Below are 15000 nucleotides of genomic sequence, written 5' to 3'. Positions count from 1 at the left end.
CGGCTGAAATCGACTGAGTTCACCCATATTTCAAGTGCGGTCTCGACTGCGTTCAGCCGCAGGCCGCCTAGCGCGGCTATCTTCGGTGGCGAAGGGGAGTAGTTCCTAACCGCCGCCAGGCGGATGTGAATGGTCGTCAGTACGGCGGGCCACCCCGCCCGGCCATTCAGCGGGCCTATCACTTTCCGTGAGCGAGACCTTCGGACGATGAACCGTGTCGACCGAGAGTTTTCGCCTGCTCGCCTAGGCATATTCGGTCGCCGAACGAAGGAGACCGATGCCCCCCTCGATAGCCGCTCTCATCGATGACACCGAACCGGAACTGGATTCGTTGTACGACGCGCTTGCCGCGGTCGAGAGCCAGCCGCCCAACGAGCACGACGAGGTGGCCGAGGGTGAGCAACCTCGCTCCGCCCCCGCTCCCGGCGATGGCTTGTTGGCCGTCAGCACCGCCGCGATGGCCGGTATCACCGCCGTCGGCCTGGGCATCTCGCTGGCCGGCCGCGCGCTGCGGTTCCCGCGGCTGCCGGCCAGCGTCCAAGGCGCCGTGGTCGCCTTGGACCATCAGCCGCGGCTGCGCCGACTGCTCGAGGAACGCATCGGCAAGCGCGCGACCGACACCGCGTTGGGGTTGGCATCCACCACCGCCAATGCGCTCGCCCTGGCACCGTCGATGCTGGCGGTGGATCTGGCGATCAACACGCTCAAAGCCGCCGAAACCCGCGCCGTGGCACGGGCGTGGTCGCGACGCGACCCGGCGTTGGCCGACATGGCCGCGCAGCCGGCCGACGAGTCGCCGGCGCGCACGGTGCCGCCGCCGGCCGGTCCCGTCGAACGACACCTGGAGCGCGGCACCTGGATTCAGGCGTTCGGTGCCGCGGTGGTCGGCGCCGTCAGCCGCGACCCGAACCTGGCCGGCACCGCCGCGTTGGTGGCCGTGCCGAAGGCCGCCCGCTCCACCCTGGAATCGTTCGCGGCGACGTTGAGCCGCGGCCTGGCCGACAAGAACGAGGCGCTGCAGCTGCGCCCGGACGGGTTGCGCCGACTGGACCGGGTCGATGTGGTGATCCTCGACCCGCGGGTGCTGCGCAGCGACGACTTGCGCCTGGTACGGCTTCGCGGCGCCGGCGAGAAGGACCTGGCCGTGTGGGAGCGCGCCCAGGCGATGCTGACAAACGACGCGCTGCGGGCCGGATGGCACGCGGTGCCCGACGGGCGCCGCCGCAACGGGCGGGCCCGCACCGAAGCGTTTTTCGCGCCGGCGCATCATCCGCTGGCGGCCGCGACACTCGCGGAGACCCAGCGGGCCGAGGTGCAGGTGGTGTCCGTCGATGACCCCGACGGATTGGGGGAATTGCGACCGGCGTTCGACGAGATCGCTCCGCTGACCGGAAGTTCGATCGACGACGCACTGCTCGACACACTGGTCCGCTACCAGGAGGACGGCCACACCGTCGCGGTGATCTCCTCGACTGCCACCCGGGCGCTGTCGTCCGCCGATCTCGGGGTGGCCATCTTGGCCGAGGGCGACGGCCGGCCACAGCCACTGGGCGCGGACCTGATCGTCGACGATCTGGCCGGCGTGTGGCGGGTACTGCATGCGCTGCCCGCGGCCAAGGCGGCCAGTCGCCGGGGTGTCCAGCTGTCCATCGGAGCGTCGGCGATGGGCGCGCTGCTGCTGATACCGACCGTTCGGGGCCGCGGTCCCGGGCCGGTCGTGCTGGGCGCGGCGTCGGGGGTGTTCTCGGGATACCAGATGGCGCGCAAGGTGGTCAACGCACCCTTGCCACGACCGGTTCCCGTCGATGAGTTCCACGCCATGTCGGTCGAACAGGTTCGGGCCGTGTTGGCGTCGGTTTCCGCATCCGCGTCGCCCACTGCCGAACCCAGCCAACGTCACACGCTGTGGCAGTTTGTCGACGCGGTGCGTGACGAGTTGTCCGACCCGCTGACCCCGGTACTGGGATTGGGCGCCACGGCCACTGCGATATTGGGCTCGCCGCTGGATGCCCTGCTGGTCGGCTCGGTGCTGGCCAGCAACGCCGTGCTGGCCGCTGGACAGCGGCTCAGTGCCGAGCTGCGGCTCAATCGGCTACTCGCCGACCAGATCCCGCCGGCATGGAAGATCACGATCCGGCCCGACGGCACCCGCGAACGGGTTCAGCTGCTCCCCGATCAGTTACAGCGCGGCGATCTGATCGAGGTGGGGCCCGACGACGTGGTGCCCGCCGATGCCCGCGTGGTCGAACACGAGAAGCTGGAAGTCGACGAAGCGTCGCTGACCGGTGAGTCGCTGCCGGTGACCAAGCAGACCGACGCCACCCCGGGCGCGGAAGTGGCCGAACGGCGCTGCATGCTCTTCGCCGGCACCACCGTCGCGGCCGGGCGGGGCCTCGCGCTGGTGACCGCGGTGGGTCCTGACACCGAGGTGCGCCGGGCAGCCGACATGGTCGCCAGCCGCCATGGCGACATCGGGCTGGGCCATCAGCTCGGCCAGATCACCGACCGGATATGGCCGCTGAGCCTGATGACCGGCGGGTTGGTCAGCCTGCTCGGGGTGCTACGCGCCACCAGGCTGCAAGACGCGGTGGCCCAAGGTGTCTCGGTCGCCGTCGCAGCCGTCCCCGAAGGCATGCCGGTGGTGGCGACGCTGGCCCAGCATGCCTCGGCACAACGGCTGACCAAATCCGGTGTGCTGGTGCGGGTGCCGCGTTCCGTGGAGGCACTCGGCCGGGTCGACGTGATCTGTTTCGACAAGACCGGCACGCTCAGTGAGAACCGGTTGCAGGTCACCGAGGTGCGCGCCGCCGCCGGCCATGCCCCCGACGAGGTGCTGCGCTGCGCGATACAGGCGACACCGTCGGGCAGGGAAAGCCATGTCGACGCCACCGACGCCGCGATCATTGCAGCGGCCGAGCCGGTGATCGCCGACTGCCCGCCGGCTGCCGCCGATGTGCACCTGCCGTTCCGTTCCGGACGCCCGTTCGCGGCGTCGGTGACCGGGACCGAACTGAGCATCAAGGGTGCCCCCGAGGTGGTGCTCGCCGCCTGTGGCGACGTTGCGCCCGAGGTCTACGACCTGGTGGAGCAGTTGGCGCACGACGGCCTGCGGGTGCTCGCCGTGGCCCGGCGCGAGCTCAGCGCCGAGCAGGCACAGTCACTTTCGGCCTCCGCCGACCCCGAGGATCAACTGACCGCCATGGCCCGGCAGTGCGCCCACGGGCTGGCGCTGGTCGGCTTCGTCGGTATCGCCGATACCCCGCGCGCCGGGTCGGCCGGCCTGCTGGCCGAGCTGCACCGCCGCGAGGTGCCGGTTCGGATGATCACCGGCGATCACCCGACCACCGGGCGCGCGATCGCCCGCAAGATGGGTCTGCCGGTGACCGAGGAGCAGGTCATCACCGGCACCGAATGGGAGAGCCTGTCGGGCAAGGAGCAGGAGCGCGCCGTCGCCGAGCGCGTGGTGTTCGCCCGGATGTCACCGGCGAACAAGGTGCAGGTGGTGCAGGCACTGGAACGTAGCGGCAAGGTGTCGGCGATGGTCGGCGACGGCGCCAACGATGCCGCCGCCATCCGCGCGGCCACCGTCGGCATCGGGATCGTCGCCCAGGGCAGCGACGCCGCCCACACCGCCGCGGACGTGGTGCTGCTCGACGGGCGTATCGAGACCCTGTTGGACGCCCTCAACGAGGGCAGTCAGCTGTGGCAGCGGGTGCAGGCCGCGGTGGCGGTGCTGCTGGGCGGCAACGCCAGCGGCGCGGTGTTCGCCATCATCGGCAGCGCCCTGACCGGTCAGGCGCCGCTGAACACCCGGCAGCTGCTGCTGGTGAACATCGTGACCGACGCGTTCCCCGCGACCGCGCTGGCGATGAGCCAACCCCGGCGGCCGATGCCCTTCAGCGGGCGCGGACCCGACGAAAAGGCGCTGCTGCGCGCGGTGGCACTGCGTGGTACCACCACCGCCGGCGCCACACTCGCGGCGTGGTTCATGGCGCGATTCACCGGCTTCCCGCGCCGCGCCGCCACGGTGGCCCTGGTCGCGCTGGTGACCACCCAGTTGAGCCAGACCCTGCTGGAGTCACGTTCCCCGCTGGTGGCGGTCACCGCGGCCGGCTCGTTCGCGGCGATGGCGCTGCTGATCAGCACCCCGGGTGTCAGCCAATTCATGGGTTGCACGCCGCTCGGCCCGATCGGCTGGGCGCAGGCACTGAGCTCGACTGCGGTCGCCACAACCGCGGCGGCCATCGCGCCCCGCTTCCTGTCGCGTACCCCGGAGGCGGCCTGAGCCGGTCAGCGAGATCCGTTCTCGTCGACATAAACCGGCAGATCGTCGTCCCAGGGCTGACGGGCCACCATGTCGGCCACCTTGACATGGCCGCGCTCGAACACCCCGGTGGCGGCGTCCACCAGCCGGTAGGTCTGGGTCTGCCGGTGGATCGGCTGCGCGTCGAGGATCACCACCCGCACCTCCCCCGGTTCGAAGCCGCAGCGCTGCTGCAGCGCCTCGATCAGCTGCTCGTTGGTCATGTGGCCGTCGCCGAAGTTCCAGCCGACCGCTGTCGAGCAGATCCGCTCCCCGTCGGTGAGGGCGTAGTCGCTCTCATCCTGGCCGGCCATTGCCCGGTGCGCCAGAGTGAACAACGCCCGGCCGTGGGTGTTGAAGCCGCGGAACGCATATCCCATGTAGATGGGGATCTGGGCGGCCTCGGGGCTGCCGTAGAAGCGCTCCAGCTGGGCGGCGGGCATGCTGGCGATGGCCACGATCCCGCGGGCGATCTTCTCGTCGGCCGACGGCTTCAAACACCACAGCGTGGTGTCCCAGTTGCCGGCGTAGTACCGCATCCCGGGCAGGAATGACACCTTGCGCGGGAACAGGTTTCCCAGTACCACGGTGCCGGCACTGATCGCGAACAGCAGCGCCACCGCCCAGGCGTTGTTGACATCGCGCAACCCGAGATTGGCGTGCGCGACGAACAGCGACAGCACGCCGAAGATCATGAACACATTCCACTCCAGCGGCACCCCCATCGGGATCGCCGCCAGGATGCCCAGGTGGAAGCAGACCATGACGGAGGCCGCGATCGCGGTCGGCCAGCCGCCGTGGGAGAAGAACAGCACCAGCGGAACGAGCATCTCGATCGCCGTGCTCAGGTGCGCCAGCGCCTTCGACGGACCGCCGGGACGCAGGTCGTCGGGGAAGTTCTTGAAGAACCGGCGCTTGAGCGCCTTCGGCCGGATCAGCGGGTTGTTGCTCATCATCGTCGAGATCACGAACGGGAAGTGCCGGTTGAGTTTCGACGTCGCCGCGCCCAGCCAGATCACCATGAAGATGGCCTTGGCCGCGACGATCATGTCGACCCCGGTGAACAGGAACGCTGCAGCCAGCGGCGCGTAGACCTCACCGCGGGCGGCCAGGAAGATCACCTTGTCCCGCAGGCCGCTCAGCGCCAGGATCCCCAGGATCGTCAGGATCTGCCAGTGCGGCAGCACCCCGATTTCGGTGTCCAGCGCGGCGATGGGACCCGTCCCGTCGGACACCAAGGCGACCAGCAGCATCACCAGCAAGGCCGCGTACAACGCGGCGTCCAGCGGGGTGCGGCCGGTTCCGGCGGTCAGCGGAATGCACCGCGGCCAGGGCGGCAGCCGGATGGTGCCCGGCCGCAACCAATACAGGATCGATCCCATCGGCGGGAAGAAGCGGTTGTTGAGCGGGCCGAAGCCGCAGCCCAGGCCGATCACCTCGAACAACATCGTGTAGAGCACGACCTTCTCGAAGACGATCGGTTCGCTCCACCATTCCCGCACTTGCGTGAAGCCATCGATACCGGCGGTGCTCAACGCGAACAGCCACGCACCCAGGATGTAGAGACCGATCTTGAGCACGTAGAACAGGTGCAGCGCCACCGGCGTGCCGAAACCCACCTCGGCCCAGTGCCGGGCCATCGGCCGGATCTTCTCGCTGCGCGTGCCCTTGCTCCATTCGGCGAAGTCGACAACGGGCAGTTCAGGTTTGAGAAATCCCATGACTCTCAGACTAGAACGTGTTCTAGGTCTGTGCGGCGAAACCGGGAGCTCACAGCGATCGGCTGATGATCTCCTTCATGATCTCGCTGGTACCGCCGTAGATCCGGTTCACCCGCGAGCCGGTGTACATGTTGGCGATCGGGTATTCGGCCATGTAACCGTAGCCGCCGAAGATCTGCAGGCACTTGTCGACGACCTGGTCGGATTTCTCCGCGGCGAACAGTTTGGCCATCGAGGCGGTCATCGGGTCGTTCTTGCCGTCGACGTATTGGCTGATCGCGTAGTCGACCAGGGTCTTGATCGCGAGCGTCTCCGTCTTGCATTCGGCCAGCACGAATTTCGTGTGCTGAAAATTGCCGATGGGCCGGCCGAACGCCTCGCGTTCCTTGGAGTACCGGATGGCCTCCAGCACGGCGGCCTCGGCCAGCGCCGCGCACAGCGTCCCGATGATCAGCCGCTCGCGGGCCAGCTGCTCCATCAGCTGGTAGAAGCCCAGCCCCTCCTTCTCCCCGAGCAGGTTGGCGACCGGCACCCGCATGTCGGTGAAGAACAGCTCCCGGGTGTCCTGGCCGTGCTGGCCGATCTTGGCCAGCACCCGGCCACGTTCGAAACCGGCCAGCCCGTCGGTCTCGGCGACGATCAGCGACACCCCGGCGGCCCCCTGGGACGGGTCGGTCTTGGCCACGATCACCACCAGGTCGCAGTGGGTTCCGTTGGAGATGAACGTCTTCGAGCCGTTGATGACGTAGTGGTCGCCGTCGCGCACCGCAGTGGTGCGCACCGCTTGCAGATCCGATCCGGTACCCGGTTCGGTCATCGCGATCGCCAGCACCGCCTCGCCGCTGATGACCTTGGGCAGCCAGCGTTTGCGTTGCTCGTCGTTGCCATAGGCATACAGGTAGTGCGCCACGATCGGCGAGTGCACCGAGAAGCCGAAGCACTGGTCGTGGGCGTAGACGAGTTCTTCCTGCACCACGCAGTGCAAGGCGTAGTCGCCGCCGGCTCCGCCGAACTCCTCGGGCAGATCCAGTCCCAGCAGCCCGGCGTCACCGGCCTTGTTCCAGAATTCGCGGTCCACCCCGTGCTGGGCGACCCAACGCTCCTGGTGCGGGGTGGCCTCCTTGCGCAGGAACGCCGCGGCGTGCTTGCGCAGTTCGCGATGCTGGTCGGTCTCCCAGAGTGGGCGGTAATCGGGGAACAGTTGCGACATGTCCCGAATGCTAGCCCCGGCTCTGCGTCAGACCGCCTTGAGAACGCGCTGGGGGCTTCCCGAGTAGGCACTCAGCGGGCGGATCAACGCGTTGGACGCGGTCTGCTCGATGATGTGCGCGGTCCACCCGGTGATGCGGCTCATCACGAACAGCGGGGTGAACATCGGGATGTCGAAGCCCATCAGGTAGTAGGCCGGCCCGGTCGGGAAGTCCAGGTTGGGCTTGAGCCCGGTGGCGGCGAACATCTCGGCCTCCAGCACCTGGTAGATGTCCACCCAGCGCCGGCCGCCGCGGACCGCCGCGACACGTTCCAACGCGGCCTTCATGGTCGGTACCCGGGAGTCACCGTGCTTGTAGACGCGGTGACCGAATCCCATCACCTTGTCCTTGCGGGACAGCTTGCCGTGCAGCCATTCTGCGGCCCGCTCCGGCTCGCCGATCTCGATCATGTCGTGCATGACCGCCTCGTTGGCGCCGCCGTGCAGCGAGCCCTTGAGCGCGCCAATGGCCGCGGTCACCGCGCTGTAGATGTCGGACTGGGTGGAGGTGACCACCCGCGCGGCGAAGGTGGACGCGTTGAAGCTGTGCTCGGCGTACAGCGTCATGGACTGCTCGAATGCTGACACGATCACCGGCTCGGGCACCTCACCGAAGCACATCCGCAGGAAGTTCTCGGCGTAGCCGAGGTGACTGTGCGGCGCTATCGGCGCCAGACCACGCCGGCGGCGCAGGTCCGCGGCGACGATCGTCGGCAGCACCGCGAACATCCGCAGCGCCTTGATGAAGTTCGCTGACTCCGCCGGGTCATCCTCGGCGGGGTCCTCGGCACCCAGGTAGCTGATCGCGGTGCGCACCACATCCATCGGATGGCAGTTGTCGGGGAGCTTTTCCACCAGCGACAACAGCGACCGGTCCACCCGCCGGGCGGCCCGCTCCCGCTGGCAGAACAACGCCAGCTCGGCGTCGGTCGGCAGCTCACCGTGCCACAACAGATAGGCGACCTGCTCGAAGCTCACACGCGCGGCCAGGTCCTGCACCGGGTAGCCGCGGTAGGTCAGCGAGTTGGTCTCCGGCACCACCTTGGAGATGGCGGTGGTGTCGACGACCACCCCGGCGAGTCCTTTGCGAATCTCGGCAGTGGTCACCGCTGTCCTCCCTCTGACGTGAAGTTGAAGATGTCGTCATCGAACCGGTTGTACTCGGCGTAGCGCAGCAGCTCATAGAGCCGACTGCGGTGCTGCATCTGGTCCAGTAGCCCGGATTGCGTTCCGGCCGTGTCGATCTCCCGCAGCCCCACTTCGACGGCGAACATCGCCAGCCGCAGCGTGGTCACCGGGTAGATGACGGCGTTGTAGCCGAGGTCGGTCAGTTGGGCAGCGGTTAGCAGCTCCGATTTTCCGAACTCGGTCATGTTGGCCAGCAGCGGGACATCGACTGCGGCGCGGAACCGTTCGAAATCGGCCTGCCCGCTCAGGGCTTCGGTGAAGATCAGGTCCGCGCCGGCGTCGGCGTAGGCCTTCGCCCGGTCGATCGCAGCGCTCAGGCCTTCGATCCCGGCGGCATCGGTGCGCGCGCAGATGATGAAGTTCGGGTCCCGGCGGGCGGCGATTGCGGCGCGCAACCGTTTGACCATGTCGGCGGTCGGCACCACGGACTTGCCGTCGAGGTGCCCGCACCGCTTGGGGTTGACCTGGTCCTCGAGATGACACCCGGCCAACCCGGAGTCTTCGAGCACCGTGACGGTGCGCGCGGCGTTCATCGGCTCACCGAAGCCGGTGTCGGCGTCGATCAGCGTGGGCAGGTCGGTGGCGGCGGCGATCTGCGCGCCGCGCCCGGCCACCTCGGTCAACGTGGTCAGACCGATGTCGGGCAGCCCCAGGTCGGCGGAGAGCACCGCACCGGAGACGTAGACGCCGTCGAACCCGATCTCGGCGACCAGCTTGGCGACCAGAGGTGAGAAGGCGCCCGGGATCCGTTGCAGCTGACCCGATTGCAGACCGAACCGGAATGCCGCGCGCTTTTCCGAGGCGGTCACGGCTGCGCCGAGCAGCCCACTCACCGGAAGATCCCGTCGGGAGTCGCCGGCGCCTGATCCAACAGCGCCGGCTCGACCACGATGTTCAGTGCATGCAGCTCAGCACCGGACAGTTCCGCAAGGCCTTCTGCGGCGGCGAGGAACCGCTCCTGTTCGCCGACGGTCACCACGCCCTCGGCGAGCTCGGTGAACTTGCCGATGTACTGCTTGCGCTCGAACGGCCGGGCACCCAGCGGGTGCGCGTCGGCGATCGCGAGCTCATCGGCGATGACTTCGCCGCTGCGCAGCGTGATCTCGGCGCGCGCCCCGAAGGCCTTCTCATTCGGGTCGGTCGAGTGGTAACGCCGGGTCCACTCCGGGTCCTCGACGGTGGAGATCTTGCGCCACAACGCAATGGTGTCGGGCCGGTGGGCGCGTTCCGGCGCATAGGAACGTTCGTGGTGCCAGCTGCCATCCTGCAGCGCGACGGCGAAGATGTACATCACCGAGTGGTCCAGGGTCTCCCGCGAGGCGTCCGGGTCGAACTTCTGCGGGTCACCCGAGCCGGTGCCGATCACGTAGTGGGTGTGGTGGCTGGTGTGCAACGTGATGGTGGCAACCTGGCTCAGGTCGCCGATTCGCTCCCGCAGCCGCTTGGCCAGGTCGATCAGCGCCTGGCTCTGGTACTCGGCGGAGTACTCCTTGGTGTAGGTGTCCAGGATGGCGCGCTTGGCCTCGCCGGGGCCGGGCAGCGGAACCTGGTAGGTGTGATCAGGTCCGGACAGCAGCCAGGCGATCACGCCGTCCTCGCCCTCCCAGATCGGAGCCGGTGCGCCTTCACCGCGCATCGCCCGGTCGACGGCCTCGATGCCGACTTTGCCGGCCCAGGCGGGCGCGTAGGCCTTCCAGCTGGAGATCAGCCCCTTGCGGGACTGGCGGGTGGCCGTAGTCAGGTGTAGCGCCTGACCGATCGCCTGGTAGATCACCTCGGGGTCCAGCTTCAGCATGGTGCCGATTCCGGCGGCCACCGAGGGTCCCAGGTGGGCGACGTGGTCGATTTTGTGCTCGTGCAGACAGATCCCCTTGACCAGGTCGACCTGGATCTCATAGGCGGTGGCCAGACCGCGGATCAGGTCGGCCCCGGACACCCCGAGTTGTTGGGCGACGGCCACCAGCGGCGGGATGTTGTCGCCGGGGTGCGAGTAGTCGGCCGCCAGGAAGGTGTCGTGGAAGTCCAGTTCCCGCACTGCGGTGCCGTTGGCCCAGGCGGCCCACTCGGCCGAGTAGCTGCCTTCGACGCCGAACACGGCAGCGCCCGGGGCCGACGGGTGGGCCTGGGCTTGCCGGCGGGCAACCGTCACCGGCCGGCGCAGCACCGCGGCCGCACTGACGGCAGCGTTGTCGATGATCCGGTTGATCACCATCGCCGCGGTGTCGTCGGGCACGGCCACCGGGTCCGCGGCCACCTGCGCGATCTTGGCGGCGAGATGCTCGGAGCGGGGAAAGTCTTCGGCGCTGCGGCGGGATTTGACGTCGTGTAGCTGCATAATCCACAGCCTACGCACGCTTTCTATCTGCCGAAACATACCGTAAATGTGTATTAATGCATCCTTGCCCCACCCTTTTTGCAAACCTTGCGAATAACCGGCGGGCTAAGCTGCGGCACATGGCACCCTCGACCACCCGGACGTTCGCCGGGGCTCGGCTGCGACGCCTGCGCCAGGAGCGCGGCTTGACCCAGGTTGCGCTGGCGCGTGCGCTGAACCTGTCGACCAGCTACGTCAACCAGCTGGAGAACGACCAGCGGCCGATCACCGTTCCGGTGCTGCTGGCGCTCACCGACCGGTTCAGCCTGCCCGCCCAGTATTTCTCCGGCGACTCCGATGCCCGGCTGGTCGCCGACCTGCGTGACATGTTCACCGCCACCGCCGGCGAACACGCCGCCAGTGACAGCCAGATCGAGGAACTGGTCGCTCGGATGCCGGATATCGGCAACAGCCTGCTGACCATGCACCGCCAACTACGCGGCGCCACCGAGGAATTGGAATCTTACCGGTTACGAATGTCGGGCGACGCGGCCCAGCCCGTGGCCCACCCCATGCCGTTCGAGGAAGTCCGGGACTTCTTCTACGATCGCAGCAACTACATCGCCGAACTCGACGACGCCGCCGAGAAGCTGTTCATCGATACCGGAATGCGTTTCGGCGGCTTGGATATTCAGCTGTCAACCCTGCTGGCCGAACACTTCGGCATCACGGTCGCCATCGTCGACGACCTCCCGGCGGGAACCAAACGGGTCTTCGACCCGGTCACCCGGGTGCTGCGCATCGCGCACTGGCTGCTGGCGGGCCAGCGCGCCTTCCAGATCGCCACCCAACTGGCCTTGCTGACGCAAGCCGAGCTGCTGTCCGACATCGTGGCGCAAGACCAGTCGTTGAGCCCGGAGTCTCGCGGGGTGGCCCGGATCGGGCTGGCCAACTACTTCGCCGGCGCTTTTCTGCTGCCGTACCGGCAGTTTCACCGGTCGGCGACCGAGTTGCGCTATGACATCGACCTGCTGGGACGCCGCTTCGAGGTCGGCTTCGAGACGGTGTGTCACCGACTCTCGACGCTGCAGCGTCCCGGCCGGCGCGGGGTGCCGTTCATCTTCGTCCGGACCGACAAAGCCGGCAACATCTCGAAACGGCAGTCGGCCACCGCGTTTCACTTCAGCCGAGTCGGCGGCAGCTGTCCGCTGTGGGTGGTGCACGATGCGTTCAGCCAACCGGGCCGGATCATCACCCAGGTCGCGCAGATGCCCGACGGGCGCAAGTACTTCTGGATCGCGACCACTACGCCGCCCGAGGGACGCGGCTACCTGGGGCAGCACAAGACTTTCGCGGTCGGGTTGGGCTGCGATCTGGCGCACGCCGACAAACTGGTGTATTCCACCGGTGTCGCCCTGGATGATGAGGCCACGGTGGTGCCGATCGGGGCGGGATGCAAGATCTGCGACCGCGAAGCCTGCCCGCAGCGTGCGTTCCCGTTCCTGGGCCGGCGGGTAGTGGTCGATGAGAACGCCGGCAGCGGACTGCCTTACTCGCCGGTGACCGCCGGCGGCCGGTAGAAGAGCAGCAGCTGACCGATCGCACCGGCCAGCCCCAGTCCGACCGAGATCAGCAGCCCCGTCCAGCCGTTGAGCCAACAGCGACAGAAGATCTGGTGGTCCAGGCTGAGTCGCCCGGGTCCGAGCATCGCCACCACGACGGCACCGGTGGCCAGCACCAGGTTGTACTCCCAGCCCTCGTTGAGCACGAAGAACCCGTTGGCGCGGTGCACGGTCCATACCGCGACCGACATCAGCGCCACGAATCCGGCGGCGGCGATCGGGGTGAGCAGACCGGCGGCCAATCCCAGCCCGGCCGCGATCTCAGCGGTGGCGGCAGTCACCGCCTGGAACTTGCCGAACTTCATCCCGATGCTCTCGAACCATCCCGCGGTGCCCGGGATACGTCCGCCGCCGAAGAACTTGTTGAAACCGTGCGCCGCCAGCGTCACACCCAGCACCAGACGCAGGATCAGCAACGCGACATCAGCAGCAGTGACCATGTGGCCAAACCTACAACGATGCATCCAGTAATCGTAGGTATACGTCGATTTCGCTGACTGCCGACTCGGCTGCGTGCACGCTGATCACCACGGTGTCGCCGATGCCGTGCACACCGTGGGTGAGGCCCATCGCCGGGGACAGCGCCGGAAACCCCGCGGTGAGCAACACCGGGGCCTCGCCGAAGCGCAGGTCGGCCGCGCCCCGGTACACACTGGACACCACGGTGTTGCCGGCCACCCGCACCGGCCGGGTCTGCGGGTCGAACTTAGCGACGCCCCAGCGCAACAGCGGCGCCGGTGTCGCCGCGAACGCCCGGTCGGCGGCGACCGACGCGGGATGGCCGCTGCGAAGCCGTCCGTTGGCGATGTCGGTGGCGATGGCCGCCATCCGGGCCGCCCGGTCGTAGCCCGGATACAGCCCGACCCGAATGTTGCCGAAGTGGTTGTTCGCCAGGCGAACACCGGCCTTGGCCAGCGGAACTTCGGCACCCAGCGAGTCGCACGGCTCGCCGAGATACTGCGACAGCGCCGCCGACACCGCCGACAGCACGGCCACGGTGACCGTGGGCCCGTTCAGTTCGGTTCGGCGTCGCACCAGCGTGCGCACCGCCCGCCGGCCCGCCGGCGGGTTGTTGGTGGCCAGCGGCGGCCGGTCGCCGACCGGGGGCGGCAGCAGCCCGGCTTGGGTGTCGAGGTCCCGGCGGCGGTGGGAGCGGGCCGCGACGACGGCGCGCCAGGGCAACAAAGCCGGCTGCAGTCGGGAGCTCGGTGTGGCTATTGCCGCGACCGGTGCGGCGCGGCCGAACAGCCACGCGGCCAGCGACGAGGCCCGCGCGCCGTCGGCGAGCGCATGGGCCACCTGCAGCACCGCGACCGTGCCGGCGCCGCGGTGGCCCGGGATACCGTGCACCGGCGCGAACACGTGCAGCCGCCAGGGCGCCGCCCGGACGTCGAGTTGGTCATCGGTGAGGCGCACCACCGCGTCCAGGCAGCCGGCCCAGCTGTCGTCGGGGGCACGGTGACGACGCGCGCCGATGTGGTCGAACGTCGGCACCCACCGCGGGTAGCCCAGCGCACCGGCGTCTTCGACCCGCTGGGCCAGGTCCGGGCTCTCCCGGGCGCGGTCGGCCAGCTGCGCGACGGCTCCGTCGAGGTCGGCCGGTATTCCGGCGAAGGCGTACAGCAGAAACTGGTCACTGGGGATCGCCGCCGACATCCAGTAGAACTGGGCATCAACCGCGGCCATCCGGTTCCCTCGCCGGCCGACCATCAGGTGAGGAAGTGCAGCACCCGGTCGGCGACCTCGTCGGGTTGCTCGAGTTGCAGGAAGTGCCCGGCGCGTTCGACCACGGCGACCGCGCTGCCGGCCGGCAGCGCCGGATCCACCCACCGTGTGAAGGCCGCTGTCATGCAGCCGTCGGTGCGCCCGTGCAGATACAGGCTGGGCAGCAGCGGCAGCTCCAGCCAGTGCCGGTGCAGCTCGGCGTAGCGATCGGGCACCCGGACGCTGCGCAGCGCCCGGTACGGTCCCAGCGCCGCCCGCCAGCCTTCGGGTGTTCCGATGGCAGCGTCGACGTGGCGCAGGTCCTCCTCGGCGGCATAGCCCGGCGACCATCGCCGCCACAGCCGCGGCAGTATCCAGGAGGAGGATCGCTCCGGCAGCCACGGCAGTTGGAAGTAGCCGATGTACCAGCTGCGCAACAGCTGCGCCGGCAGTTGACCGGCCATGACGATCCCATCCCCCGCCCCGACCGAGCGAAGCGCGGCCGGCGGGGGCACCGACATGATCACCGCCTTGGCGAACGGGCTGTCCGGCAACGCCGCCAGTCCGGTGGCCGCCATCGCGCCCCAGTCGTGGCCGATCACCACATCGCGACCCGTCGCGCCGACGGCGTCATACACCTGCAGCGCGTCGTGCATCAGCGCGCCGATGTGATAGCTGCCGTCGGTCGGAATCGACGTCGGGGCGTACCCCCGCATGAACGGTGCCACCACGTGCCAACCGGCCGCGACCAGCCGTGGCGCCACCCTGCGCCACCCGTAGGCGGTGTCGGGAAAACCATGCAGGCACAACGCCACCGGGTTACCCGGCTCTCCCCAACTCAGTGCCTTGATCGCCACCTCGGGCGCCGTCACGTCTATCCACCGTGGTTCACTCATGCG

The 15000-nt window shown here is 68.6% G+C and carries 10 protein-coding genes; 2 read left to right on the top strand and 8 right to left on the bottom strand.

Annotated features, from left to right (window positions below):
* Window positions 1-277: 277 nt before the first annotated feature.
* Window positions 278-4285: an HAD-IC family P-type ATPase gene (locus tag ACAG20_RS16535; RefSeq protein WP_370493350.1), complete on the top strand. Its 4008-nt coding sequence runs from the start codon at window positions 278-280 to the stop codon at window positions 4283-4285.
* Window positions 4286-4290: 5 nt separating this feature from the next.
* Here the strand turns inward: ACAG20_RS16535 and ACAG20_RS16530 are convergent, their stop codons facing one another.
* Genes ACAG20_RS16530 through prpD form a run of 5 tightly spaced genes read right to left on the bottom strand, consistent with a single transcriptional unit; the run spans window position 4291 to window position 10796 of the window.
* Window positions 4291-6024: a DUF3556 domain-containing protein gene (locus tag ACAG20_RS16530; protein WP_370493349.1), complete on the bottom strand. Its 1734-nt coding sequence runs from the start codon at window positions 6022-6024 to the stop codon at window positions 4291-4293.
* Window positions 6025-6073: 49 nt separating this feature from the next.
* Entirely contained in the window at window positions 6074-7234 is a 1161-nt protein-coding gene (locus tag ACAG20_RS16525; protein ID WP_370493348.1) for an acyl-CoA dehydrogenase family protein, read from the bottom strand.
* Window positions 7235-7261: 27 nt separating this feature from the next.
* Window positions 7262-8380, bottom strand: a complete 1119-nt coding sequence (locus ACAG20_RS16520) for a bifunctional 2-methylcitrate synthase/citrate synthase (RefSeq protein ID WP_370493347.1) — start codon at window positions 8378-8380, stop codon at window positions 7262-7264.
* Window positions 8377-9294 carry a methylisocitrate lyase gene (prpB, locus tag ACAG20_RS16515; RefSeq protein ID WP_370493346.1) on the bottom strand — a complete coding sequence of 306 codons (918 nt, stop codon included), beginning with the start codon at window positions 9292-9294 and terminating at the stop codon, window positions 8377-8379. The genes ACAG20_RS16520 and prpB overlap by 4 nt, the downstream gene beginning before the upstream one ends.
* Window positions 9291-10796, bottom strand: coding sequence for a 2-methylcitrate dehydratase PrpD (prpD, locus tag ACAG20_RS16510; RefSeq protein ID WP_370493345.1), 1506 nt, complete (start codon window positions 10794-10796; stop codon window positions 9291-9293). Before prpD ends, prpB begins: the two co-directional genes overlap by 4 nt.
* A 119-nt stretch (window positions 10797-10915) precedes the next feature.
* Between prpD and ACAG20_RS16505 the strand changes: the two genes are divergently transcribed.
* Entirely contained in the window at window positions 10916-12355 is a 1440-nt protein-coding gene (locus ACAG20_RS16505) for a short-chain fatty acyl-CoA regulator family protein (RefSeq protein ID WP_370493344.1), read from the top strand.
* Here the strand turns inward: ACAG20_RS16505 and ACAG20_RS16500 are convergent.
* Genes ACAG20_RS16500 through ACAG20_RS16490 form a run of 3 tightly spaced genes read right to left on the bottom strand, consistent with a single transcriptional unit; the run spans window position 12325 to window position 14997 of the window.
* Complete coding sequence (locus ACAG20_RS16500; protein WP_013828020.1) at window positions 12325-12837, bottom strand: DoxX family protein; 513 nt, start codon at window positions 12835-12837, stop codon at window positions 12325-12327. The two genes, ACAG20_RS16505 and ACAG20_RS16500, sit on opposite strands and share 31 nt — an antisense overlap.
* A gap of 10 nt (window positions 12838-12847) precedes the next feature.
* Complete coding sequence (locus ACAG20_RS16495) at window positions 12848-14083, bottom strand: DUF1298 domain-containing protein (RefSeq protein WP_370493343.1); 1236 nt, start codon at window positions 14081-14083, stop codon at window positions 12848-12850.
* A gap of 23 nt (window positions 14084-14106) precedes the next feature.
* Window positions 14107-14997, bottom strand: a complete 891-nt coding sequence (locus tag ACAG20_RS16490; RefSeq protein ID WP_370493342.1) for an alpha/beta fold hydrolase — start codon at window positions 14995-14997, stop codon at window positions 14107-14109.
* Window positions 14998-15000: the final 3 nt, after the last annotated feature.

This window comes from Mycobacterium sp. pW045 (assembly GCF_041287085.1).
Taxonomy (GTDB): Bacteria; Actinomycetota; Actinomycetes; order Mycobacteriales; family Mycobacteriaceae; genus Mycobacterium; species Mycobacterium algericum_A.
The sequence above is the reverse complement of the archived record's forward strand: the minus strand, read 5'-3'. Positions and strand labels throughout refer to the sequence as shown.